A 22,823-nucleotide genomic window follows, 5' to 3' on the forward strand; every position below is an offset into this window, starting at 1 on the left:
AGGGTGACAACGGCGTTGCGTACCGGCTGGAATTCGGCCAATGGCGGGGCGAAATTGTCGTGAAAGCGGAGGCCGGGACGCGTGGGTATGGCGGGCACGTTGTGTACGGACACCGGTGACGGGAACGCGGCCGCCCTCTTCGGTCAGTCCCTGAGCCGGAGACCCCATGCGTCTGCCACGCTTCGGATCAGTGGTCGACCTTCGAGAGGCAGATCGTCAGGTTCACGACGTCGTTGCGGGTCTCTTGGTAGTGGCTGTACTTGGCGGGGCATCCGAAGTCCCTGTAGTCCATCACCTCGACCTTGTACTCCGCCTTGGCGTTGCCGCAGTCGATGATCTCGAGGACCGGGTCGGCGTGCGACCCCTTGTCCTGCATGCAGTCGCCGACCTTGGCTGCTCTGGTGCTGCGGTCACGGGTGTCAGCGTCTCGCCCCCACACCCAAAAGACGCTTCCGACGACGACCACCGCGACCACCGCGATGATGCGTGCCCTGGTCGTGTTCGTGCGGCGGCCGCCGGGTACCGGAAATCCGGGTGCGCCCAGGAAGCCGTTCTGAGGTGCCATGGGTGGGCCGAACTGCGGCTGCTGCCCCGGGTAATTCGGCTGACCGTACTGGCCGTAGGGGGCCTGACCCGGTTGACCGTACGGAGCCTGGCCCGGCTGGCCGTAGGGGTTGGGGTTGCCCTGGGGTGGTGGATGCGCGGACAGGATGAACTCCTCTGGTGGAGAGAATCGGCTGGCAGGAAACGGCAACCGAGGAACAACAGGTAGGAAATGGCGGGTGCGGTAGGGGGCTTGTCACCCCGCCCCGGAGTCAGAGCCCGGCCGGAACGGGATGGTGCGCCAGGGGCCGACGAGGGGGCCGCTACGGCCCGGTGTGCACATGGCCCGCCCACAGGGAAGGGAAGTTGGGGTACTGGTCGCGTACCGTCCGGCAGGCCTCGTTGAGGGCGGCTGCCGGGGTCACGGTGGGGTGGCCTGCAGTGAGGCGGTGGTAGAAGTGGGTGGCCACGGGCACGCTGACGGGGTCCTGGACGGGCCACAGGGTGGCGATGGTGTGGCGGTAGCCGGCTGCGGTGAAGGCCGACGCCAGATGGACGGCCTCGTCCTCCAGGCCCTGGGCGGGGGTGGCCGTCCGGCAGCTGGAGAGAAAAGCGAGCTCGGCGGTTTCGTGGTGGAGCCGGGCGATGTCCGCGGCAGTGAAGGGGGCCGAGCGGTGGTCGTGCAGCAGGAGTTGCCGCTGTGCGGGGTCCGGGGCGTCGGAGGCGTGGCAGGCGAGGTGGATCCAGGGGTGCTCGAGCAGCGTGGCCCGTACGCGGTCACGGGTCGCCGTTGGCCCGGCCAGGGACACGGCACCGGGGAAGTGCGCGGCGAGGAAGTCCGCTTCCTGCGCGGCGCCTGGCAGGTCACCGGCTCCCGGGGTGCGCGGCATGGCCACCGTCAGCAGGCTCCGCGGGCCCGCCGGACCGGCCGCGCGGGCGCGCAGGCGGGCGAGGGTGGAGAGGGTGGGCGCGTAGGACGAGACGAAGCGGTCGAGAAGGCTGTGGCGGTCGCGTTGTGCGGCATGCAGGGGCAGGGCCGTGAGGGGGCCCGTCGGGATCCACCAGATGCGGGGACGTGCCCCGTCCGTGGTGGGCAGGCTGCCGTCCGTTACACGGCCGCCGAGGTGGTCGAGTACCGGTTCGGTGATGGCGTCCCAGAGCCAGGCCAGGATGTCGAACAGCCGTTGCTGGGCGGCTAGTTGAGCGTTTCGGTCTCGCGTGACCCAGGCCCGGTCGGAGGCGCGTAGGGCCTCGGTCATCGCCTCCGCCTGCTCGGCCACCTTCGCCGGTGACGCCCCCGGCAGGTCGACGACCGTGACGGAGCCCATGGTGACGATCAGCGCATGGGAAGGGGAGGGAGAGGAGGAGGTGGAGGTGGGGGTGGGGGTGGGGGTGGCGATGTTGAGCAGGACGACGGGGCCCGCCTGGGCCTGTGCGAGGAGCGAGGGTGCGGCGGGAGGCTCCAAGAAGGCGCCGTGGCCGGGAAGTTCGCGGATGCGGTGGGTCAGTTCGGAGAGTTCGTCGTAGGTGCGCCGGCGGCGGGTGGTGGCATCTTCGGCGGAGTACGGCTGCTGTGTTCCGTCGGCCAGGAGCGTTGTCGGGCCGAAGCCCTGGCCGGGGGCCGCCGCGTCGGCTTCGAGCCGGTCGCGGAGGCGTACGAAGCGGTCGGCCAGCTCGGGGCTGTGTGCGCGCACCTCCGTCAGGTCTTCGCGCAGGCCCAGGCTCTGGGCGAGGAGTATTCCGCGGCCCTGATCCGCCAGGGTGAGGGCCTGCAGCGGATCTCCCGCGAGGATCGCGCAGTGTGCGGCGTCGCGGGCGATGCCGGCGGTGGCACGGAGCCAGTACTGTCGCGTCGCCTGGGCCGAGTAGGGCGCAGCCAGGTGCGGCAGGAGCTGTACGCAGGCCGTCAGAGCCTCCGTGGCCTCCGCCCACCGGCCGAGGCCGGCCGCCGCCCTGCCCCAGGCCCGTGCGCCCCGTACGCGCGTGGACGGCGGGCTCAGCTCCATCCGGGCCGCGCGGCGGCCGTACGCCGCTGCGGCCTCCAGATCACGGGTCGCCGCATCGGGCTCGGGCGCGTCGCGGGTGTCCGCGCCGCGGGGCTCGCGGTCACCGCCGTTGCGCCGCCGCAGCAGCGCCTCGGCGGCCAGGACGAGTGTGCGGCCGGCTTCGGGGCGGTCGCCGGGTGTCGCGTCGGCGGCCTCGCGCAGGAGGGCGAGGGCCTCCTCGTGGGTGTCGCCCTGGAGGCCGTTCGGCCGGCTCGACTCGAGGACTTCGGCGAGCGTGATCAGCATCGCGGAACGGTGCGGATGTCCAGGAGGGGCCGCGGCCAGTGCCGTACGGGCGATCCTGACGGGGTCGTCCTCCTCCTGCCCGGCGGCGGAGTCCGCGGCGCCGGGCAGGGCGGCGATCGCGAGGGCGAGTGACCGCAGCGCGGCCGCACGGTTCACGTCCCGTTCGGGGATCTCCCCGACGGACCGCTGGAGGATCTCCACGGAGGCGTAGGCGTCCCCGAGTTGCCCGGACCGGTGGGCGCGGTCGGTCAGGGCCGCCGCCCATCCGATGAGGGTCGCGGTGCGGGCGGGGTCGTCCGGTCGCAGCTTCCGGGCCGCCTGCCGGAGCAGGGAGACGGCGTCGTTGAGGTCGGCCGCTTCGCCCGCGACCTGGAATCTGGTGTGCAGCGCCGCGCCGAGCTGGGCCGCGGTGCGGGCGCGCTCCGAACCGTTCGTCGTGTGGGCACGGTAGGCCTGCCGGAGCGTGTCCACGCACTCGGACAGGAGCTCCGGCTCGCCGGTGTGCCCGAAGACATCCCGCAGGAACGAGCCGAGCCGGGACAGCGCCGCCGGGTATTCCGGCCGGCCGGCGGTGAGGGTCTGGCTGACGCGGCGCATGAGGGCGACGGCTTCCTGTGCGTCGTCGGCCACCTGTGTGTGCCAGTAGCGGGCGTGCAGCGCGGTCGCGAGATTCGCGAGGACGTCCGCCCAGCCGGCGTCATGGGACGAGATCAGCTGTGCCGCGCGCCTGGAGGCCTGGACGGCGTCGTCCAGGTCGGCCGGGGACGACGTACGGGTGCCCCGGAACCGCAGCGCCTGCCCGAGGCCGGTCCACCGGACGGCGAGTTCCGCTTCGGAGGCGCCGGTGGAACCCCGAGCGGTGACGGCATTACGCATCAGGCCGATGGCTTCGTCGAGCGCGGGCAGGTCGCCGTGGCGGATGGCCCAACGGCCCAGCGCGTCACCGAGGTTGAAATGGCGCCCCCCGGACTGCGGATCATGGTCAGGGGTCGACCGCAGTGCCTCCTGGAGCGTGTCGACGGCGCCGGCCCAGTCGTCGTCGCCGTCGGTTTCCTCGGCCCTCGCCTGCAGGGCGAGTCCGAGGTTGGTGGAGAGCATGGCGTACATCGGGTGCTGCGGGGATATCCCGTGCCTCGCCTGTGACATCACGGCGATACATTCGTCGAGATCGTTGACGGTCCCCGCGTGTTCGTACCGCGACAGGAGCGCACCGGAGAGGTTCGACGCATGGCCCGGGTGCCCGCCGTCCTTCGCTGTCGCCCGCCGGCCCGCGTCGATCGCTTCGTCCAGACCGGCTGCCGATCCCGTGCGGAGGAAGATGGAGTGCAGGGCGGCGCAGAGGCCGGACAGGTGGGCCGCTTGCTCCCGGTCCCCGTGCGCGGAGCGGGGTCCGCGGCCGCTCTGGGCCACGGACAGCCGCAGGGTTTCCACCGCGCGCGCCGCGTCGTGGGTGTCCCGCGTGGCCTCGAACCGGAGAGACTGGGCCCGGCCGAGGTTGTGGAGGTAGGCGGCGCACCGGGGGTCGCTGTCGGACGGCAGTGCCTCGATCGCCCACTCCTGCAGGGTGATCGCGGTATTGGTCATGGGTAACGAGCCGCCGGCCCGTAGCGCGTGGTCGATCGCGCGGCCCGCTTGGACGGTGAGGAATGCGGCGGCGTCGCAGCCAATCATGGTGCCGCGCGACGCGGCGTCGGCGACCTCGGTGAAGAACTCGCGCACGGTGTCGGGGACGAGCAGCGGGTCCACGGGATGGACGACGGCAAGCGAGGCCAGGGCGTGCTGCAGCACCGCGGCCGAGAACTCCTCCCGGCCCAGGGTCAGTTGATACCTGCGCCAGTAGAGGCGGCCGAGCGCGTGGTGCGCCGGGACAGCGGGTCCCGTGGCTGCCGCGAGCTGCCGCCGCAGCTCTTCCGCGTCGCGAAGCGCATCGGGGCCGGTCACCCACTGCCGGTCGCGGCTCTCGGCGAGGCGTTCCAGGCGGCTGTTCACGGCAGCGGTCAGCTCGGCGATACCCATGGCGTCAGCATAGGCAAATCCGCCTGCCGGGCTCTTCACCTGGCGCTAACGTGATCCCCAACGACCGATCCCGGGAGGGATTTTGGGACAGGCTCCCTCGACCTTGGCGCAGCTGGCGATGCTGGTCCTGGTCGTGCTCCCCGGAGTGACGTACCAATTTCTGCGCGAGCGGCTGCGCGGGCCGGTTCCGGGTGAACGGGATCTGGGCGAGCGGGTGCTGCGCGCGGTGACGGCGTCCGTCGTGCTCGACGGGGCGTATCTGGTCGTCGCGGGTCCCTTGCTGCTGGAGCTGGTACGGGGCAAGGACGGGGTCTTCGGGAGCGGGATCGCCGAGTCACCGCGCTTGGCCGGGCTGACCGGACTCGCCCTCTTCGTTGTGGTGCCGGCCGCGGCGGCGGGGGGCGTGTCCTGGTGGCAGCGCCGCCGGTTGCGCGCCGTCTTCCGTACGACGCCGACCGCCTGGGACCACGCCTTCCGGGACCGTGGCCCCTGTTTCGTCCGCGCCCGGCTCAAGGACGGCTCCTGGGTGGGCGGTTGGTACGGGCGCCACTCCTATGCGTCCTCCTACCCCCGGCCTCCGGAGTTCTTCCTGCAGTCGGCGTGGCGGATGCATCCCGACGGGAGCTTCGCGGGCAGGACCGAGCGGAGTGCCGGTCTGTACGTCAGCAGCGACTCCCTCGACATACTGGAATTCCTCGACGGAGCGCCGCCCCGGCCGACCGGTCCGCCGGTGGAAGCTCCCGACTCGAGCAGCGAAGGGAGCGGTCCCCATGAGTAACGGCCCCCGCCTCACACCCGAGGAAGAAGCTCTGCTGTCCGGGACCCACGGTCCCCGCGGATACGCCCCGCAAGGCGACGACACCGAACCCGACGAGGCCCCGGCCGGTCCGGGCAGCGTCTCCGCTGCCTCGCCGGAGGACGGTCCGGCGCCTCGGCCGGCCGCTTCCCCCTGATCTCACCGCCGCCTGCTTCCGGGTGGCGGATCTTCCCTGCTTGAGGCGAAACGGGCAGGTCACAGCGCTGCCGGCGAGGTCACGGGTGGCGCAATACTGCGGCAACACCATGGGCCGGAACACGTCGGTATGGTCCGCCCATGCCCATCGCGGCGATCGCCTCACCCTGCGGGGCCTGGTACGCCGCGCCCGGTGATCCCCGTTGGCCCGCCGTCCCTCCGCCTTGCCTGGAGACCCCCATGCCTCTTGCACCCCAACGCGCTGACGTGCCCGTGACCATCGACGAGTCCAAGTGCATCGACGGCTGCACGCTGTGCGTCGACATGTGCCCGCTGGACTCGCTCGCCATCGATCCGGCCAGCAACAAGGCGTATATGCACGTCGACGAGTGCTGGTACTGCGGCCCGTGCGCCGCCCGCTGTCCCACCGGAGCGGTCACGGTCAACATGCCCTATTTGTTGCGATGAGAGGCACGTCCCATGCAGCACATCCTCAGGAAGCGCACGATCCCTCCCGCGGCCGCGGCCCTGTTGCTCCCCCTCGCACTCACGGGCTGCGGCGGCACGGCGGAGGGCGTGACCCCCAGGCACGACACGCCCCGACCCGACGTACCCCGCAACCGAAAGGCATCGCCATGGAGATCCCCGCCCCCGACGCCCCCGAGGAACTCTCCTGCGACGTCCTCGTCATCGGCGGCGGCACGGCCGGCACCATGGCCGCGCTGACCGCCGCCGAGCGGGGCGCGGACGTCCTCCTCCTGGAGAAGGCGCATGTCCGCCACTCCGGGGCGCTCGCCATGGGCATGGACGGGGTCAACAACGCCGTCGTGCCCGGCCGCGCCGAACCCGACGACTACGTCGCCGAGATCACCCGCGCCAACGACGGCATCGTCGACCAGTCCACCGTCCGCCAGACCGCGACCCGCGGCTTCGCGATGGTGCAGCGGCTGGAGTCGTACGGGGTGAAGTTCGAGAAGGACGAGCACGGCGCGTACGCGGTCCGCCAGGTGCACCGCTCCGGCTCGTATGTGCTGCCGATGCCCGAGGGCAAGGACGTCAAGAAGGTCCTCTACCGGCAGCTGCGCCGCCGCGAGATGCGCGAGCGGATCCGTATCGAGAACCGTGTGATGCCGGTGCGCGTCCTGACCGGCCACGACGGCCGCGCCATCGGAGCGGCGGGCTTCCACACCCGCACCGGCGGCTTCGTCACGGTCCGCGCGGGCGCCGTGATCCTTGCCACCGGCGCCTGCGGGCGGCTGGGCCTGCCCGCCTCCGGCTATCTCTACGGCACCTACGAGAACCCCACCAACGCGGGCGACGGCTATGCCATGGCCTACCACGCGGGCGCCGAACTGACCGGCATCGAATGCTTCCAGATCAACCCGCTGATCAAGGACTACAACGGCCCGGCCTGCGCCTATGTCGCCAATCCCTTCGGCGGATACCAGGTCAACCGGCACGGCGAGCGGTTCGTCGAATCCGACTACTGGTCGGGGCAGATGATGGCCGAGTTCGCGGCCGAGGTCGCCTCCGAGCGCGGCCCGGTCTATCTGAAGCTCAGCCACCTCCCCGAGGAGTCCGTCTCCGCCCTGGAGACCATCCTGCACACCACCGAACGCCCCACCCGCGGCACCTTCCACGCCGGGCGCGGCCACGACTACCGCACCCATGACGTGGAGATGCACATCTCGGAGATCGGGCTGTGCGGCGGCCATTCCGCGTCGGGCGTACGCGTGGATGACCACGCGCGCACCACCGTGCCGCGCCTGTACGCGGCCGGGGACCTGGCCTGCGTCCCGCACAACTACATGATCGGGGCGTTCGTCTTCGGCGATCTGGCGGGCGCGGACGCCGCCCAATTCCGCCCGCACGAGGGCGAGTTGCCAGCCGACCAGTTGCGTGCGGCCCATGAACTGATCTACCGGCCGCTGCGCAACCCCGACGGCCCGCCGCAGCCCCAGGTCGAATACAAGCTCCGCCGCTTCGTCAACGACTATGTCGCCCCGCCCAAGAGCGGCGCCCGCCTGTCGCTGGCCGTCGAGCACTTCGCGCGGATGCGCACCGACATCGCCGCCATGGGCGCCCGCACCCCGCACGAGCTGATGCGCTGCGCCGAGGTCACCTTCATCCGCGACTGCGCGGAGATGGCGGCCCGGTCCTCGCTGGCCCGCACGGAGTCCCGGTGGGGCCTCTATCACGAGCGTACGGACCACCCGGAGCGCGATGACAGCCAGTGGCTGCACCACCTCGATCTGCGCAAGTCGGCCACGGGCGCGATGGAGTTCACGGCCCGGCCGGTGGCGCCGTATCTCATCCCCGTGGACGAGTACGCCCCGACGGGCGGCGCATCCCGCTTCATCGGAGAGGTGCATCCGGAGCAGGTCGCCACGGCGGGGGCGCGCGACACACCGCCGGTGGATACGGCGACGGGAGACGCTACGACGGCGGGCGCGGCCGCGGTGAGCGAGGGTGCGGCCGCCGTCGCGCCCGAGCCCGCCCCCTCCCCCCGCATCCTCGAGCTCCTCGCCCTCGCCGAGGACCAGCCGGACCTGGAGGCCCTGCGTCCGTACCTCGCCGACCCCGCACCGGCCGTGCGCCGCGCCGCCGTCGATGCGCTCACCGAAAGCGTCCCGGCCGGCACCGGCCGGGCCCTCGCCGCCCTCCTCGCCGACGCCGACCCGGCCGTCCGCGCGGCCGCCGCAGCCTCCCTGCGCGAACTGGTCGAGGTCCTGCCGGCGGCGCCCGAGCTGCGCGAACCGCTGGTCACGGTCGCCGCGCACGGCTCCGACGCGCTCGTCCGGTCGGCCGCCCTGAACGTCCTGTACGTCCTGGGCCTCGGCGACGGCCCGCTGTTCGCCGCCGCCCTCGCCGACGCCGCGGTGGACGTCCGCATCCAGGCCATCCGCGCCCTGGTTTCCGTCGACGCCGCCGACGACCTGCAGCGCGCCGCCACGGATCCCTCGCGCGAGGTCCGGGTCGCCGCCGCGCACGGGCTGGGCACCATCGGCGCCCCGGACGACCTCGCGACGCTGCTGTGCGACACGGACCCCCTCGTACGCGCCGCGGCGCTCGCGGCACTGGCCACCACCGGCTGCCCGCCCCCGTACGACGCCCTGGCCACCGCCGCGCTGGGCGCCGCCGCCTGGCAGGTCCGCGCCGGCGCCGCCAAGGCCCTGACCGCCGCCGCCCCCGAACCGGCCGTGCCCGCACTGCAATCCGTCCTCACCGACAGCCATGCGGACGTACGCAAGGCAGCGGTCCTGGCCCTGCGCGGCCACACCGGGAGCCCGGACGCCCTCCGCGCCCTGGCCACGGTCGCCGACGACCCGGACGCCGATGTCCGCGCCTACGCCCGGCCGGCATCCAGGGGCCAGGGCCGTGTACCGGCCCCCTCGGGTACGAGGGACGCGTGAGTGTGCGGAGGCGGGACGGCCTGACGTTGCGTCAGGTACGTGTAGCGGCCGAGGCCATGCGCCGTACCGCCTCCGTGATCACTTCCGGTGAGGTCGCCAGATTGAGCCGTGCGTAGCCCGCTCCCCCGGTTCCGAAGGCCGGGCCGGAGCTGAGGGCCACGTGGCCGCGTTCCAGGAAGACGGCGGCGGGGTCTTCGCCGAGGCCGAGTGCCCGGCAGTCCAGCCAGGCGAGGTAGGTGGCCTCGCCCGGCCGGTAGCGGACGGCGGGCAGTTGCTCGGCCAGCAGGCCGGTGAGCAGGCGGCGGTTGTCGTCGAGGCCGGGCAGCAGGGCGTCGAGCCAGGGGGTGCCGTCGCGCAGGGCGGCGGTGTGGGCGATGACCCCGATGTGGCTGGGGCCGTGGCTGACCTCTTCGGGGAGGCGTGCGAGGTCCTGGGCAGCGGCGGGGCCCGCGACGGCGAGGGCGGCCTTGAGCCCGGCCAGGTTCCAGGCCTTCGATGCCGACATCAGGGAGAGGCCGCGCTCCCCGCCGGGCACGCTCAGGTACGGCACGAAGGCGGTGCCCGAGGCCACGAGCGGGGCGTGGATCTCGTCGGCCACGACCCGTACACCGTGCCGGTCGGCCAGTGCGGCGACGGCGGCCAGTTCGTCGGCGGTGTGCAGCGTGCCGGTCGGATTGTGCGGGCTGCACAGGAGGTACGCGGCCGGGCGTCCGCCCGCGGCGGCGCGCCGGAACGCGGCCTCCAGCGCGGCGAAGTCGATCCGCTGGTCCTGGCCCAGCGGCGCCTCGACAACCCGCCGGTCCATGTTCCTGACGAACTGATAGAAGGGCGGATACACAGGGCAGTTGACGACCACCCGGTCGCCGGGTCCGGTGACCAGCTTCAGCATCTCGACCACGCCCAGCATGACGTCGGGCACAATCGCCGTACGTGCCACGGCGAGCCCGTCCCAGCCCCAGCGCGTCCGCGCGAACTCGGCCAGCGCCTCGGCGTACGCCGTCCCGGACGCATAGCCGGTGTCGCCGAGCGCCATCGCGTCGGCGACCGCCCGCACCACCGGCCGGGCCGGCGCCACGTCCATCTCGGCCACCCACAGCGGCAGCACGTCGGGCGGATACCTGCGCCACTTCATGCTCGTACGCTGCCGGAGCCGGTCGAGGGAGAGCCCCAGCAAGGGGTTCGTCTCATCGGGCGTATCACGCGCGGTCCTGGTCATAAAGGCACAAGATAGGCGCGATGCGGCAGCAAGTCTGTACGACCGGCTCCTACCGTTGCCATCATGTTCCTTCACACAGCACGGACGGCGCGGACCACCCGGAGGCAGAAGCGACGCCTGGGATACCCCGTGGCCGCGGTGGTGTTCGCCATCGGGATGGCCGGCACCACACTGCCCACCCCGCTGTACGGGCTCTACCGCCAGAAGCTCGGCTTCTCCGAGCTGATGGTCACCGTGGTCTTCGCCGCGTACGCGATCGGGGTGATCGCCGTGCTGCTGCTCGCCGGCAACGTCTCCGACGAGGTCGGCCGGCGTCCGGTGCTGCTGTGCGCGCTGGGGCTGTCCGCGGCCAGCGCGCTGTGCTTCATCTTCGAGGGCGGGCTGCCGGCGCTGTTCGCCGGGCGGGTGCTCTCCGGATTCGCCGCGGGGCTGTTCAGCGGCGCGGCGACCGCCACGGTGCTGGAGCTGGCGAAGCCCGGACAGGAGGGGCGTGCGGGGTTCGCCGCGACGGCGGCGAACATGGGTGGCCTGGGCTGCGGTCCGCTGCTCGCGGGCGTACTGGCCCAGTACGCGCCCTGGCCGCTGACCCTGCCGTTCCTGACGCATCTGCTGCTGGTGGCGGTGGCGGCGGTGCTCACCTGGCTCCTGCCGGAGACCGTCGCGCGCCGTCGGCGGACCTCGGGCTGCGGCCGCAGGGGCTGCGGCTGCCGCCCGAGGTCCGCGGGGTGTTCACGCCGTCCGCGGTGGCGGCGTTCGCCGGGTTCTCGCTGCTGGGGCTGTTCACCGCCGTCGCCCCCAGCTTCGTGGGCCAGACGCTGAACGTGCACAACCTGGCCGTGTCGGGCGCGATCGTCTTCACCGTGTTCCTGGGGTCCACCCTCGGCCAGTTCCTGGCGGGGCGGCTGGGCGTGCGCCGCGCCCTGCCGGGCGGCTGCCTGGTGCTGGTGGTGGGCCTGGTGCTGGTCGGTACGTCCCTGGCGGTGCAGTCGCTGCCGGTGCTGGTGATCGGCGCGGTGTGCGGCGGCATCGGCCAGGGTCTCGCCTTCCGTGCGGGTCTGGCCGCGGTCAGCGGCGCGGCGCCGCCCGAGCACCGGGGCGGCACCATCTCCGCCTTCTTCCTCGTCGCCTACCTGGGCATCTCGCTGCCGGTCGTCGGCGTCGGAGCGCTCACGCTGGCGCTGGGGCTGCGCGGCGCGGGCCTGACGTTTTCCGGCTGCGTCATCGTGCTGGCGGTGTGCGTCGGCCTGTACGTGCTGCGCCACCCGCCGAGGGACGAGTGAGCGGGGCGGCCTGGGCATGCGGGATCAAGGGGCGTGCGGGGCCAAAGGGGCAGCCGTGTGAAATGGTAGAAATGAGGCGAAATCACTGAGGCGCTAGCAGCGAGAAAGGAGGCGGCATGTCCTCGAAGCGACGCCGCAAGAAGAAGTCCCGCCGCAAGCACGCGGCCAACCACGGGAAGCGGCCCCAGTCCTGACCCCTTGGGCGGGCCCGGACGATGCCGCTGGGCTCCCCGCGTACCCGGACGCCGGACGCGGGGAGCCCCGACGCCCTAAGCCGTCTCGTGGCCCGCGCCACCGGTGATCTTCTCGATCGCCTGGCGGGCCTGATCACCCGGCGAGCGGGCGGGCAGCGGCGATACGGGGGAGGGCGGCGCGACGGCCGGCTGGGCCCGCTCCTGCACCACGGGTTTGGCGTGCGCCGCGGACGGGCGCCCGCGCAGCCGGTGACTGGCCGCCTCGTCCAGGCTCACCGGCCGCCGCAGCCGAGCGGCAAGCCGGCCGGCCTCCTGGCCGAGTGCGGCGACGTCCTCCCACTGCAGCCGGAGTACCACGCGGAGTTCGGCTTCGCCGTCGGGCAAGGCGATCAGCGGTGGGGTGGTGGGCTCGGTCATGTGCCCCTCCTCAGACGATGAGTAATGAGGAGTAATACGGGAGAGGCGGCGCGGGCGTTCAGTCGGTCCGCGGCAATCCGGGCGGTGGCGATCCGGGCGGTGCGGCTACGGGCGGTGCGGCTACGGGCCGGCGGTATGAGCACCAAATGCGCGGCGGCGAGGGCGGGTTGGGGTGACGCCGGCGCCTACGGCCGGGTCCGCTGCGCCGTCGCCCGTCACCCGTCGGCCAGGACCTGGCGCAGGACGCACAGCACGGCCTCGTCCGGGAAGCGCTCGCGGGCGGCCGCTTCGGCGCCGGCCAGTACGTCGGCGAACCGCTCGGGCTCCGCGTCGGCCAGCAGTGCCTGGATCCAGGAGGCGAGGTTGTCGATCCGGTCCGGTACGCCGGGCGGCAACGGCCCCTCGAAGGGCGCCAGTTCGTCGATGACCGGGCGCCTCGTACGCCGTCGGCGCTCCCCCGGCCCCAGCGTCGGCGGCCGCGGCGCCGCATCGGACTCGCGGGCCGGCAGTACGGCGGCAACCGGGGCGCTCCCGATGACGCCGGCCGGCTGTGGCGGCTCCGGCGTGCGGCCCTCGGAGCGGTACTTGCCCGCCGCCAGGCCGACCCGCTCGGGGTGGACGCACGCCGGTACCCGCGTCACGCGGTGATAGCGGAAACCGTCCGCGGCATCGAACGGGTAGTCCCGGCTCGGCCGGTCCAGCACGTCGAAGCCGCCCGCGGGCAGCCGCAGGGACGGGCAGAACCAGCAGGCGCGATGGTCGGTGGTGTCATCGATGAACGGCTCGGCATTGTGCATACCGCGGCACAATATCGGGCCGCGCCGGCGTGCCGGGCAGCAACTGGCCCGCGGCGTGCGGCTATTGGCCCACTCGCGGCCCACCCGGCCGGTCGATCCGCTCGCTCAGCGGGTGGACATGACCGTTTCGGCGTGAGCTCCGTTGCCGGGCGCCGGGTGCGCGGCAACTCGACGAGCGTGGTCCGGCGTGGCGGGCCGGAGCCCGCCACCGGTCTTCCGGGACGGGTTCACCAGGCCGCAGGCGCGTAGTCCTTGAGGAAGCAGCCGTGCAGGTCCTCACCCAGCTCGCCGCGGACGATCGGGTCGTAGACCCGGGCCGCGCCGTCGACCAGGTCGAGCGGGGCGTGGAAGCCTTCCTCGGCCAGACGCATCTTGTCGGGGTGCGGGCGCTCGTCGGTGATCCAGCCGGTGTCCACGGCGGTCATCAAGATGCCGTCGGTCTCCAGCATTTCCCGGGCGCTGGTGCGGGTGAGCATGTTCAGCGCGGCCTTGGCCATGTTGGTGTGCGGATGGCCGGCGCCCTTGTAGCCGCGGCTGAACTGGCCTTCCATGGCGGAGACGTTCACCACGTACTTCCGGCGGGCGGCGGCCGCGGCCATCGCCGGGCGCAGCTTGCTCACCAGGAGGAAGGGCGCGGTCATGTTGCACAGCTGGACTTCGAGGAGCTCGACCGGCTCGACCTGGTCCACCTTCTGGATCCAGCTGTTGGACGCGTGCAGATCGGGTACCAGCCCGCCCGCGTCGATCGCGGTGCCCGCCTCGATCCGGGCGAGCGAGGCGGAGCCGCCGGTCAGGGCGAGGGAGGTGAGGTTTTCGGCGGTGAGCCCGCCGTTCTCCCCCGTGGCCGCGGGCAGGGCCGCCGGGGCACCGCTGCCGAAGTGGCCGAGGACGAGGGAGGCGGGCAGCTCGCCGGCCGGCAGGGGCGCGGATTCGGCGGTGACCAGCTGTCCGTACGCCTCGGGGGAACGGCGGACGGTCTGCGCGGCGTTGTTGATCAGGATGTCGAGGGGGCCTTCGGCGCTGACCGAGTCGGCGAGGGCGATCACCTGGGCCGGGTCGCGCAGGTCGATTCCGACGATCTTCAGCCGGTGCAGCCACTCCGCGCTGTCCGGCATGGCCTTGAAGCGCCGGACCGCGTCGTTCGGGAAGCGGGTGGTGATGGTGGTGTGCGCGCCGTCGCGGAGCAGGCGCAGCGCTATGTACATGCCGATCTTGGCGCGGCCCCCGGTGAGCAGGGCGCGCCGTCCGGTGAGGTCCGTACGGGCGTCGCGGCGCGCCCGGTTCTCGGCGGCGCAGGTCCGGCAGAGCTGGTGGTAGAACGCGTCGACCTCGACGTAGCGGCTCTTGCAGACGTAGCAGGACCGGGGCCGTTCCAGGATCCCGGCGATCTCCGAGGTCACGGAGCTGGTCAGAGCCAGGCCCTGGGTCTCGTCGTCGATGCGGTCGGGCGCTCCGGTGGCGGTGGCCGCGGTGACGGCCAGGTCGTTGGCGGTCTTGGCGGCCCGGCGTTCCTGCCGACGGCGCTGCTTGACCTTGCGGAAAATGCCCGCGGTGGCGCGCCGTACGGCGATCGCGTCGGGGTGGTCGAGCGGGAGTGCGTCGAGTTCCTCGAGCACGCTCAGGCAGACCGCCATCCGCTCCAAGTCGATACCCGCGCCATCGGCCCGGCCTTCCTCGGTCACCGTCATCGCCGTTGTGCCGCTTTCTTGGGATTGTGTGTTCTGTTCACGCTTCGGCGGAACTGTACGTAGCCGGGGGCGGCTCCGCCAAACCCGGGCCCCGTCCGCACGGAGCCGGGCCTCGCTGTGCGCGGCCGCGGCGGACGGCCAATAGTGGAGATGTGGAGCGTGGCGGACCTGGTCTGCGGGGGCACCGGGCCGTGGTGGGCAACGCGGCCCGGGTGACGGTTGCCGCCTGTGCCGCCTTCTATCTGTGCCGTTACGGGCTCGACGAGACGGTCATGTCGTTGTACGCCACCTTCGCGGCGGTGGCGCTCGGCGCGCTCGCCCGGATCCCGGGGTCGGGGCGGCAGCGCGCCGCCACGACGCTGATGGCGGTCCCCGCGGGAGCGGCGCTCGTCACACTGGGCACGCTGCTTGCCGTGCGCACCTGGGCGGCCGTCCTCGGCATGCTCGTGATCGGCTTCATGGTCGCCTACGCCGGGATCGCGGGCCCGCGGATCGCCGGGGCGGCCCCGGGGATGCAGCTGCTGTACATCCTGCCGTGCTTCCCGCCGTACGCGCCGGACACGCTGGACCAGCGGGTTTACGGGTTTGTGCTGGGGACGGTGCTGCTGGCCGCGGCGCAGCGTTTCGTCCTGCCCGAGCCGGATACGCCGCCGTTCCGGTCGCTGCTGGCCGACGCCGCCGAGGCGGCCGGGGTGCTGGCGGATCACCATGGCGGGCCCGCCCCCGAGCGGGCGCTCGCGGTGGCCGAGGTGGCGGCCGACCGGCTGCGTCCGTCCCGGGTGCCGCCCGCCGACCTGCCCGCCTCTCCCACGCTGCGGCACAAGGCCATGGGGCATGCCGCCGAGGCGGCCCGCACGCTGCTGGCCCAGTTGGCGGCGCTGCACGGCGGGGCCGGGCCGGCGGGCTCGTACCGGCCGGAGACGGTGGCGTTGCTGCGGGGCATCGGCGACGCCGTACGGGAGACGGCGTGGGCGCTGCGCGGGGCCCGGCGGCCCGGCCCCTCCGCGGCGGCGCTGCAGGCCGAGCTGGACCCCGTACGCACCCACCGGGCGGTGGCCGCGCTGGAGCGGCTCGGTGCCGACGACCGGCTGGCCTATCTGCGGCGCCGGGCGCTGGCGGTGCAGGCGGCCGACTCGGCGGTGGTGCTGGTGCTGGCGACCCGGCTGCTGCTCGGGGACCGCAGCGTCGGCGAGAACCCCGCCGGGCACGCCTTCGCCTACGCACGGGCGCGCGCCCCGCAGCTGTGGTGGCAGCGGTTGTCCACGCACTTCACCCCGCGCTCGGTGATCTTCCAGAACGCCTGCCGGTTCGCGCTGGGCCTGGCCGCGGCGCGGGCGATCGCCGGAGTCCTCGACCTGTCGCACGGCTTCTGGGTTCTGCTGGCCACGCTGACGCTCACCCGGACGACCAGTCTGGAGACCCGTTCCGTGGTCCGGCAGGCGCTCATCGGCACGCTGGTCGGCGCGGTGGCGGCCGGGGTGCTGCTGGCGCTGGTCCAGAACCGGGACACGGTGTACGCGATCGTGCTGCCTGCGGTGATGCTGGCGGCGTTCACCGTGGGGCCGCTGCGCGGGCCGGCCTGGACGCAGGGTGGCTTCACGCTGGTCGTCGCTTCGCTGTTCGCGCAGGTCGCGCCCGTGACGTGGCACCTGGCCCCGACCCGCTTCGCGGATGTGCTCACCGGGAGTCTGATCGGGCTGGCCTGCGGGCTGCTGGCGTGGCCGCGGGGCGCGGGCAGTGAGGTGCGCCGGAGCATGGCGGGCGTGTGCTCGGCCGTCGCCGACGCCGTCGGGCGGACCACGGCGCGGGTGGTGGAGCGGACCGCCGGCGATGCCGGCGATGCCGATGTCGCCGCCATCAACAGCGCCCTCGTCCTCGCCGAAGAGAGCCTGGCGCAGTATCAGAGCGAGCCGCGCGAGGAGACGTCCCGGCAGCCGGACTGGCCGAAGGTGCTGGCCGCCGGGGCACACGCGCGGCGCGGCGAGCGGCTGCTGCCCGGCCGTCCCGGGCGGATCACCGATCCGGCGGTCGGCGGCTGGCTACGGCATGCGGCCGGGCAGACGGCGGCCGGCTATCGCGCTCTCGCCGAGCAGCTGCGTGCCGACGACACCGCCGACGCGCTCCATGACACCCAACCACTGGACATCCGCGGCCTGTTCACGGTCGCCGCACCCCCGCCGGCGGGCGAGAGCAGCGACGGTCAGGCGCACGCCGTGTCCGCGGCGCTACTCGTCGATTCGGTCATCTGGCTGGACACCCTCACCGCCGACCTGCACCGGATCCACCAGGAGATGTCCCGTCGGAGCCGGCAGGCCAACTGATCAACCTCCGGGCTGAGTTCGGCGTCATTTACGCCACACGGACTCAGCCGGAGGAATTCCATGCAGCAGCGAGCGGCCCGCGCCGCGTTACTCGCCCTGACGACGGCCGCCGCCGTCGGGGCCGGCACCCTCACCGCCCCCGCATACGCAGCCGGGCGCGGCCACGCCGCCACACGGACCGCACTGCGGCAGGTGGTGGAGCGGGGCGGCCTGCCCGGCGTGGCGGCCACCGTCCAGGACGGGAAGGGACGGTGGTTCGCCTCGGCGGGCTCCGCCGATACCGCTACCGGGCGCCCGTGGTCGGCCGATGACCACTTCCGGGCGGCGAGCAACACCAAGATGTTCATCGCGACCATTCTGCTCCAGCTGGAGGCCGAGGGGAAGCTGAGCCTGGGCGACACGGTCGAGAAGTGGCTGCCGGGCGTCGTGCGGGGCAACGGGAACAACGGCAGCCGGATCACCCTGCGTCAGCTGCTCAACCACACCAGCGGCCTCTTCGATTTCTCCGGCGACAGCACCTTCCAGGGGAACACCTCCGGCAAGCACTTCCCGGAGCACCGGTACGACACCTACCGGCCGGAGGATCTGGTGGCCGTGGCGATGCAGCACCCGCCGGTGTCCGAACCCGGCAAGGCCCCGTCGTATGCGAACACCAACTACGTCCTCGCCGGGATGGTGATCGGCAAGGTCACCGGTCATTCGTACGCCGAGGAGGTCACGCGGCGGGTCATCAGACCGCTGAAGCTGCGCGAGACGTCCTTTCCCGGCACCGATCCGCGACTGCCGGCGCCGCACCCGGTCGCGTACTCCCGGCTGCACGACACGGCGCCCGACGCCCCGGTCCATGACGCGACGGAACAGAACATGACGTGGCTGGGGGCATCCGGCGAGCTGATATCCACCGGCAGGGACCTCAATCGCTTCCAACGCGCCCTGGTGCTGGGCAAGTTGTTGCCCGCCCCCCAGATGAAGGAGATGTTCGACGGGGTGCCGGCGGGCGACGGCTACGCCTTCGGGCTCGGGATCGACTCCCTCAAGCTGTCCTGCGGGGTGACGGTCTGGGGGCACACCGGGCGCGCCAACGGGTCGGTGTCCGCGGTGACCGGGACCAGGGACGGCAGGCATCAGCTGACGTTCGACATCAACGGGGACTGGCTGGGGGACGGTTCGCTCTACGGGAGCGTGATCGAGGCGGAGTTCTGCGGGAAGCCTCCGGCCGCCGGGGCCGGGGCGCCCGTCATGCCGGTGCGGTAGACCGGTCATCCGGGCTCGGTGGGAGCCGGGCTCTGCGGCAGTTCCTCGAGCAGTGCGCTCAAGGCGCTGCCGGTCAGGGCGCATATCGTGTCCGGGTCGGCGCTCGCCAGAGGTTCTTTTCCGACAACCACTCGCATCAAGCCAATTCCGAGCAGCCACGAAAGCGCCAGATCGGCCCGAAGGTCGCCGTTTTCGGCGCGCGAGAGGGTCGCCAGCACCGCCGCGTACTCCTCACCCAGCCCCCGTAGCGCCTCCCCGATTTCGTCGCCGCCCCCGATGGAACGCAGGCACACCTCCAGCAGGCGGTCCTTGGCCGCGCCGTCGCCGGCGAGCATGTCCCGGAGCGCGACCTCGAAGAGCCGGTCCGGCGGGGTGGCCCGGAGCTGCTCCTGGCCGCCGCGCGCCATCACCTCTCCGAACAGGGCTTTCTTCGAGCCGAAGTAGCGGAAGAGAAGGGCCTGGTTGGCGTCGGCGCGGGCGGCGATGTCGCGTACGGTCGCGCGTTCATAGCCGCGTTCGGCGAACAGTTCCGAGGCGGCGTCGAGCAACCGCAGCCGGGTGCCCTGTGCGTCGCGGCGGTGTTCCTTCGCCGTGTCGGCGTTGTCGTGCGGGGTCTGCCCCATTGCCACACTCCTCTCCGGCGGCACGTCACGATGACGGCCACAATGCGTCGTTGACCGCTCCGGAGGGAGCGGTCATCCTTGTGTAAGCAGGTGCTTACATGAGGGAGGTCACCATGACCACGGCCGACACAGCACCACTCTCCTACCCCTTCAATACGCCCGAGAGCCTTGAGCTCGCCGAAGAATACGAGCAGGCGCGCAACCGTCCCGGCCTGCTCAGAGTACGGATGGCCTACGGGGAGCCGGCCTGGCTCGTCACCCGGTACACCGAGGCCCGACTCGTCCTCGGCGATCAGCGCTTCAGCCGGGCCGAGGGCGCGCTGCACGACGAGCCCCGGCAGTCCGAGGGCCGCCGTAGCAGCGGCATCCTGGGCATGGACCCGCCCGATCACACCCGGCTGCGTTCCCTGGTCGCCAAGGCCTTCACCGTCCGTCAGGTCGAGAAGCTGCGGCCGCAGGTCAAGGAACTGACGCGGGAGCTGCTGGACGAGCTGGAGGCGGCCGGACCGCCGGTCGATCTGGTCGACCGGTATGCGCTGCCCATTCCGGTGGCGGTGATCTGCCGCCTGCTCGGGGTACCGGCCGAGGACCGGCCGCGATTCCGGGTCTGGAGCGATGCGGCGCTGTCGACCAGCTCGCTGACGGCGGAGGAATTCGATACCAATCTTGAAGAACTCCGCGCCTATATGGGGCAGTTGATCGAGGAACACCGGCGGGCGCCGCGCGATGACCTGATGACGGCGCTGATCGACGCGCGGGACGTCGACGACCGGCTGTCCGAGCTGGAACTCGTCGATCTGTGTGTCGGGATCCTGGTCGCGGGCCATGAGACGACCGCCACCCAGATCCCCAACTTTGTGCTCGCGCTGCTCGACCATCCGGACGAACTCGCCCTGCTCCGCGACCGGCCGGAGCTGATCGGCGGCGCCGTGGAGGAGTTGCTGCGGTTCGTCCCGCTGGGCAGCGGTGCGAGCCAGCCGCGCTACGCCAAGGAAGACATCGATGTCGGCGGCACGCTCGTACGGGCCGGATCACCCGTACTGGTCGCGGTGGGCGCCGCCAACCGCGATGCGCTGCGGTTCGGTTCGCCGGGGACGCTGGACATCGCCCGGGACGGCAATCAGCACCTGGGCTTCGGACACGGCGTGCATCACTGCCTGGGCGCGCCACTGGCGAGACTGGAGCTCCAGGAAGCGATCGGTGCTCTCATCTCGCGGTTCCCCGGTCTCCGCCTGGCCGGCGACGTGGTGTGGAAGAGCCAGATGCTGGTGCGTGGCCCGCGGGTCATGCCGGTGGGGTGGTGACTGCGGATGACGTGGAAAGTGGCGATCGATCCGAAGCAGTGCATGGCATCGGGGATGTGCGCGAACATCGCGCCGGAGCTGTTCGTCCTCGGTGAGAGCTACTCCCGCCCGGTGGACGAGGAGATCGCGGCGGACGAGCGGGCGCTGGACGCCGCCGACGTCTGTCCGGCCATGGCCATCAGCGTGTCCGACGACACCGGGAACGTCATCGGGCCCCGCCCCTAGGGGTGCCGGTTATCGGCAAGACGCTGCCTGGGCCGCGCGCCCCACGCCGGGCGGAACCCGGCGTGGGCGCGCGGCGCACCCGCCGGTGCCGGTGCAGCTCCATGCCGTCGAGCAGATGGCCGTAGTCGGGTTCGTCGACGCCCATCATCTGCTGCATGACCGGGGACGACAGTCCGACCTTGTGGCCGGTGACGGTGGCGCCGGCCGCGCACCGCTGCCGGATGTTGATCAGCTGGATCTCGTATGCGTCCTCGGCGTCGATGCCCGGGAAGATGTCGACGAGGGGGCGACGGGGGTGCCGCTGCGCTCGGCGTCCCGCAGCAGTTCTGCCGCGAGGTGGCGTTGGCGGTCCGTGAGCATGGGGTGGTCCTCCGCGGAGCGGTCGGTTCGTCCGGGGAGGCTAAGCGGGGCGGCCTGCGGGCGGGGAGCGTGCGTTCCCGCTGAGCGGGATTTCGGCGCGTGGAGTTATTACCCGTTGGTAAGTCACCCTGCCGGCGGGGTGGTTCGGGGGGGGCGGGCCGCCCGTCCCCCGCCGCCCGCCCCCGCGCCGTCAGTGCCCACGCCGTCAGTGCCCCGTCACCGCGCCCCGTACACCGGCTGCGGCGGCTCGGCGGCGGTGAGGAGCTTGCGGGCGGTCTCGCCCGCCTCGGCCGGGGTCCAGCGGGCGGCCTTGTCGGCGGTGGGGCCGGGGCGCCAGCCCTCCATCACGGTGATCCGGCCGGCCTCGGCCTCGAAGACCCGGCCGGTGACGCCGTCGCTGGCGGCGGAGGACAGCCAGACCACCAGCGGGGAGACGTTTTCCGGGGCCATCGCGTCGAACTCCCCCTCGGCGGGTGCCGCCATCGTCTCGGCGAAGGTCTGCTCGGTCATGCGGGTGCGGGCGGCCGGGGCGATGGCGTTGATCTGGACGCCGTAGCGGCCCATTTCGGCGGCGGCGACGAGGGTGAGGCCGATGATTCCGGCCTTGGCGGCGGAGTAGTTGCCCTGGCCGACGCTGCCGAGCAGTCCGGCGCCCGAGCTGGTGTTGACGACCCGGGCGGCGGGCGTACGGCCGGCCTTGGCCTCGGCGCGCCAGTGTGCGGCGGCGTGCTTGAGCGGCAGGAAGTGCCCCTTGAGGTGGACGCGCATCACCGCGTCCCAGTCGTCCTCGTCGAGGTTGACGAGCATCCGGTCGCGCAGGAAGCCGGCGTTGTTGACGAGGGTGTCGAGGCGGCCGAAGGAGTCGAGTGCGGTCGCGATGAGCGAGGCGGCGCCGTCGGTGGTGGTGATGTCGCCGGTGTGGGCGACGGCCTGGCCGCCGAGGGCGCGGATTTCGTCCACGACCTGCTGGGCCGGTCCCGCGGAGGAGCCGGCCCCGTCGGCGGCCACGCCGAGGTCGTTGACCACGACGTGGGCTCCTTCGGCGGCGAGGGCGCGTGCATGGGCGCGGCCAAGTCCCCGGCCGGCTCCGGTGACGGCGGCGACGCGGCCGGTGCAGATTCCGGTCATGTCATTTCTCCTTGCTGTCTTCGGTGTGGTTGACGGTGGCGGCGTCGAGGAAGGCGGGGCGCTCGCCGCCGCCGTGGACGAGCAGGCTGGCGCCGCTGAGGTAGGTGGCGCGGTCGGAGGCGAGGAAGACGCAGGCGTCGCCGATCTCGGCGGGTTCGGCGAGCCGGCCGAGCGGCACGGTGGCGCCGACGGCTGCGATGCCCGCCTCGTCGCCGTAGTGGAGGGCGGAGAGTTCGGTGCGCACCATGCCCAGGACGAGGGTGTTGACACGGACCGTCGGCGCCCATTCGACGGCCATGGAGCGGGCGAGGTTGTCCAGGCCGGCCTTGGCGGCGCCGTAGGCGGCGGTACCGGGTGAGGGGCGGGTGCCGCTGACGCTGCCGATCATGATGACCGCGCCGCCGCCCGGCTGGGTGCGCATGACGTCGTATGCGGCGAGCGAGGCGGTCATCGGTGCGGTGAGGTTGAGTTCGACGACCCGGGCGTGGCGTTCGGCGTCGGTCTCGCCGAGGAGGCGGTACGGGGTGCCGCCGGCGTTGTTGACCAGGCAGTCCAGGCGGCCGTGGTCGGCGGCGACCTGGGGGAGGAAGTCCCGTACGGCCGCCGGGTCGCGAAGGTCGAGGGGGCGGAAGTGTGCCGAGCGGCCGCCGCTTTCGACGGGTGTGTCCGGCGGTCTCCGTGCGCAGACCACGACCTCCGCCCCGGCCTGCAGGAATGCGCGGGCGATCCCCGCGCCGACGCCCCTGGTACCGCCGGTGACGACGGCCACCTGCCCGGTCAGATCGAGGGTCAGGCTCATGT

The 22,823-nt window shown here is 72.6% G+C and carries 18 protein-coding genes and 1 pseudogene; 10 read left to right on the forward strand and 9 right to left on the reverse strand.

Annotation, left to right across the window (positions count from 1 at the left end):
- Positions 1 to 187: 187 nt before the first annotated feature.
- Both ACZ4S3_RS36675 and ACZ4S3_RS36680 read right to left on the reverse strand, forming a co-directional pair.
- Entirely contained in the window at positions 188 to 565 is a 378-nt protein-coding gene (locus ACZ4S3_RS36675; RefSeq protein ID WP_467942704.1) for an LppU/SCO3897 family protein, read from the reverse strand.
- 301 nt (positions 566 to 866) lie between these two features.
- Entirely contained in the window at positions 867 to 4,850 is a 3,984-nt protein-coding gene (locus tag ACZ4S3_RS36680; protein ID WP_467942706.1) for a CHAT domain-containing protein, read from the reverse strand.
- Positions 4,851 to 4,932: 82 nt separating this feature from the next.
- Here ACZ4S3_RS36680 and ACZ4S3_RS36685 point away from each other — a divergent pair, with 82 nt between their 5' ends.
- The 4 genes from ACZ4S3_RS36685 to ACZ4S3_RS36700 all read left to right on the forward strand — a co-directional run bounded on the left by ACZ4S3_RS36685 (position 4,933) and on the right by ACZ4S3_RS36700 (position 9,215).
- Positions 4,933 to 5,628: a DUF6338 family protein gene (locus ACZ4S3_RS36685; protein ID WP_467942707.1), complete on the forward strand. Its 696-nt coding sequence runs from the start codon at positions 4,933 to 4,935 to the stop codon at positions 5,626 to 5,628.
- Complete coding sequence (locus ACZ4S3_RS36690; protein WP_467942709.1) at positions 5,621 to 5,803, forward strand: hypothetical protein; 183 nt, start codon at positions 5,621 to 5,623, stop codon at positions 5,801 to 5,803. The genes ACZ4S3_RS36685 and ACZ4S3_RS36690 overlap by 8 nt, the downstream gene beginning before the upstream one ends.
- Before the next feature lie 239 nt (positions 5,804 to 6,042).
- A complete protein-coding gene (locus ACZ4S3_RS36695) occupies positions 6,043 to 6,270 on the forward strand; it encodes a 4Fe-4S dicluster domain-containing protein (protein WP_362700003.1) in 228 nt (75 codons plus the stop codon).
- Positions 6,271 to 6,437: 167 nt separating this feature from the next.
- Entirely contained in the window at positions 6,438 to 9,215 is a 2,778-nt protein-coding gene (locus ACZ4S3_RS36700) for a fumarate reductase/succinate dehydrogenase flavoprotein subunit (protein WP_467942710.1), read from the forward strand.
- Positions 9,216 to 9,246: 31 nt separating this feature from the next.
- Here ACZ4S3_RS36700 and ACZ4S3_RS36705 read toward each other — a convergent pair whose 3' ends face one another.
- On the reverse strand, positions 9,247 to 10,431 hold the full coding sequence (locus ACZ4S3_RS36705; RefSeq protein WP_467942712.1) for a MalY/PatB family protein: 1,185 nt from the start codon (positions 10,429 to 10,431) through the stop codon (positions 9,247 to 9,249).
- A 63-nt stretch (positions 10,432 to 10,494) separates the two neighbouring features.
- On the opposite strand from ACZ4S3_RS36705, the pseudogene ACZ4S3_RS36710 reads away from it, so the two are divergent.
- Positions 10,495 to 11,711 (forward strand): annotated as a pseudogene (locus ACZ4S3_RS36710) (MFS transporter).
- Between the two features lie 116 nt (positions 11,712 to 11,827).
- Positions 11,828 to 11,905, forward strand: a complete 78-nt coding sequence (locus ACZ4S3_RS36715; protein WP_373287922.1) for a 50S ribosomal protein bL37 — start codon at positions 11,828 to 11,830, stop codon at positions 11,903 to 11,905.
- Positions 11,906 to 11,980: 75 nt separating this feature from the next.
- On the opposite strand, the gene ACZ4S3_RS36720 is transcribed toward ACZ4S3_RS36715, so the two are convergent.
- The 3 genes from ACZ4S3_RS36720 to ACZ4S3_RS36730 all read right to left on the reverse strand — a co-directional run bounded on the left by ACZ4S3_RS36720 (position 11,981) and on the right by ACZ4S3_RS36730 (position 14,807).
- Positions 11,981 to 12,322 carry a hypothetical protein gene (locus ACZ4S3_RS36720; protein WP_467942714.1) on the reverse strand — a complete coding sequence of 114 codons (342 nt, stop codon included), beginning with the start codon at positions 12,320 to 12,322 and terminating at the stop codon, positions 11,981 to 11,983.
- A gap of 215 nt (positions 12,323 to 12,537) precedes the next feature.
- Positions 12,538 to 13,119: a hypothetical protein gene (locus ACZ4S3_RS36725; RefSeq protein WP_467942716.1), complete on the reverse strand. Its 582-nt coding sequence runs from the start codon at positions 13,117 to 13,119 to the stop codon at positions 12,538 to 12,540.
- Between the two features lie 227 nt (positions 13,120 to 13,346).
- Complete coding sequence (locus ACZ4S3_RS36730; RefSeq protein WP_467942717.1) at positions 13,347 to 14,807, reverse strand: SDR family NAD(P)-dependent oxidoreductase; 1,461 nt, start codon at positions 14,805 to 14,807, stop codon at positions 13,347 to 13,349.
- Positions 14,808 to 14,959: 152 nt separating this feature from the next.
- On the opposite strand from ACZ4S3_RS36730, the gene ACZ4S3_RS36735 reads away from it, so the two are divergent.
- Complete coding sequence (locus tag ACZ4S3_RS36735; RefSeq protein WP_467942719.1) at positions 14,960 to 17,128, forward strand: FUSC family protein; 2,169 nt, start codon at positions 14,960 to 14,962, stop codon at positions 17,126 to 17,128.
- A gap of 60 nt (positions 17,129 to 17,188) precedes the next feature.
- On the forward strand, positions 17,189 to 18,382 hold the full coding sequence (locus tag ACZ4S3_RS36740; RefSeq protein ID WP_467942721.1) for a serine hydrolase domain-containing protein: 1,194 nt from the start codon (positions 17,189 to 17,191) through the stop codon (positions 18,380 to 18,382).
- A gap of 5 nt (positions 18,383 to 18,387) precedes the next feature.
- Here ACZ4S3_RS36740 and ACZ4S3_RS36745 read toward each other — a convergent pair whose 3' ends face one another.
- Positions 18,388 to 19,005 (reverse strand): TetR/AcrR family transcriptional regulator, encoded by a 618-nt coding sequence (locus ACZ4S3_RS36745; protein ID WP_467942722.1) that lies wholly within the window; start codon positions 19,003 to 19,005, stop codon positions 18,388 to 18,390.
- Between the two features lie 113 nt (positions 19,006 to 19,118).
- On the opposite strand from ACZ4S3_RS36745, the gene ACZ4S3_RS36750 reads away from it, so the two are divergent.
- Positions 19,119 to 20,309, forward strand: a complete 1,191-nt coding sequence (locus tag ACZ4S3_RS36750; RefSeq protein WP_467942724.1) for a cytochrome P450 — start codon at positions 19,119 to 19,121, stop codon at positions 20,307 to 20,309.
- 6 nt (positions 20,310 to 20,315) lie between these two features.
- Positions 20,316 to 20,534 carry a ferredoxin gene (locus ACZ4S3_RS36755; protein WP_467942725.1) on the forward strand — a complete coding sequence of 73 codons (219 nt, stop codon included), beginning with the start codon at positions 20,316 to 20,318 and terminating at the stop codon, positions 20,532 to 20,534.
- Between the two features lie 576 nt (positions 20,535 to 21,110).
- Here ACZ4S3_RS36755 and ACZ4S3_RS36760 read toward each other — a convergent pair.
- Positions 21,111 to 22,022, reverse strand: coding sequence for an SDR family oxidoreductase (locus ACZ4S3_RS36760; protein WP_467942727.1), 912 nt, complete (start codon positions 22,020 to 22,022; stop codon positions 21,111 to 21,113).
- A gap of 1 nt (position 22,023) precedes the next feature.
- A complete protein-coding gene (locus ACZ4S3_RS36765; RefSeq protein WP_467942729.1) occupies positions 22,024 to 22,821 on the reverse strand; it encodes an SDR family oxidoreductase in 798 nt (265 codons plus the stop codon).
- Positions 22,822 to 22,823 lie beyond the last annotated feature (2 nt).

Source organism: Streptomyces sp. NPDC028368, assembly GCF_055565615.1.

Bases quoted from the DNA above. Each gene is read 5' to 3' on its own strand.
- ACZ4S3_RS36765 (WP_467942729.1), bottom strand. From the start codon at position 22,821: ATGAGCCTGACCCTCGATCTGACCGGGCAGGTGGCCGTCGTCACCGGC.
- ACZ4S3_RS36720 (WP_467942714.1), bottom strand. From the start codon at position 12,322: ATGACCGAGCCCACCACCCCACCGCTGATCGCCTTGCCCGACGGCGAA.
- ACZ4S3_RS36675 (WP_467942704.1), bottom strand. From the start codon at position 565: ATGGCACCTCAGAACGGCTTCCTGGGCGCACCCGGATTTCCGGTACCC.
- ACZ4S3_RS36700 (WP_467942710.1), top strand. From the start codon at position 6,438: ATGGAGATCCCCGCCCCCGACGCCCCCGAGGAACTCTCCTGCGACGTC.
- ACZ4S3_RS36760 (WP_467942727.1), bottom strand. From the start codon at position 22,022: ATGACCGGAATCTGCACCGGCCGCGTCGCCGCCGTCACCGGAGCCGGC.
- ACZ4S3_RS36680 (WP_467942706.1), bottom strand. From the start codon at position 4,850: ATGGGTATCGCCGAGCTGACCGCTGCCGTGAACAGCCGCCTGGAACGC.
- ACZ4S3_RS36690 (WP_467942709.1), top strand. From the start codon at position 5,621: ATGAGTAACGGCCCCCGCCTCACACCCGAGGAAGAAGCTCTGCTGTCC.
- ACZ4S3_RS36750 (WP_467942724.1), top strand. From the start codon at position 19,119: ATGACCACGGCCGACACAGCACCACTCTCCTACCCCTTCAATACGCCC.
- ACZ4S3_RS36745 (WP_467942722.1), bottom strand. From the start codon at position 19,005: ATGGGGCAGACCCCGCACGACAACGCCGACACGGCGAAGGAACACCGC.
- ACZ4S3_RS36725 (WP_467942716.1), bottom strand. From the start codon at position 13,119: ATGCACAATGCCGAGCCGTTCATCGATGACACCACCGACCATCGCGCC.
- ACZ4S3_RS36730 (WP_467942717.1), bottom strand. From the start codon at position 14,807: ATGACGGTGACCGAGGAAGGCCGGGCCGATGGCGCGGGTATCGACTTG.
- ACZ4S3_RS36755 (WP_467942725.1), top strand. From the start codon at position 20,316: ATGACGTGGAAAGTGGCGATCGATCCGAAGCAGTGCATGGCATCGGGG.
- ACZ4S3_RS36695 (WP_362700003.1), top strand. From the start codon at position 6,043: ATGCCTCTTGCACCCCAACGCGCTGACGTGCCCGTGACCATCGACGAG.
- ACZ4S3_RS36715 (WP_373287922.1), top strand. From the start codon at position 11,828: ATGTCCTCGAAGCGACGCCGCAAGAAGAAGTCCCGCCGCAAGCACGCG.
- ACZ4S3_RS36705 (WP_467942712.1), bottom strand. From the start codon at position 10,431: ATGACCAGGACCGCGCGTGATACGCCCGATGAGACGAACCCCTTGCTG.
- ACZ4S3_RS36740 (WP_467942721.1), top strand. From the start codon at position 17,189: ATGCAGCAGCGAGCGGCCCGCGCCGCGTTACTCGCCCTGACGACGGCC.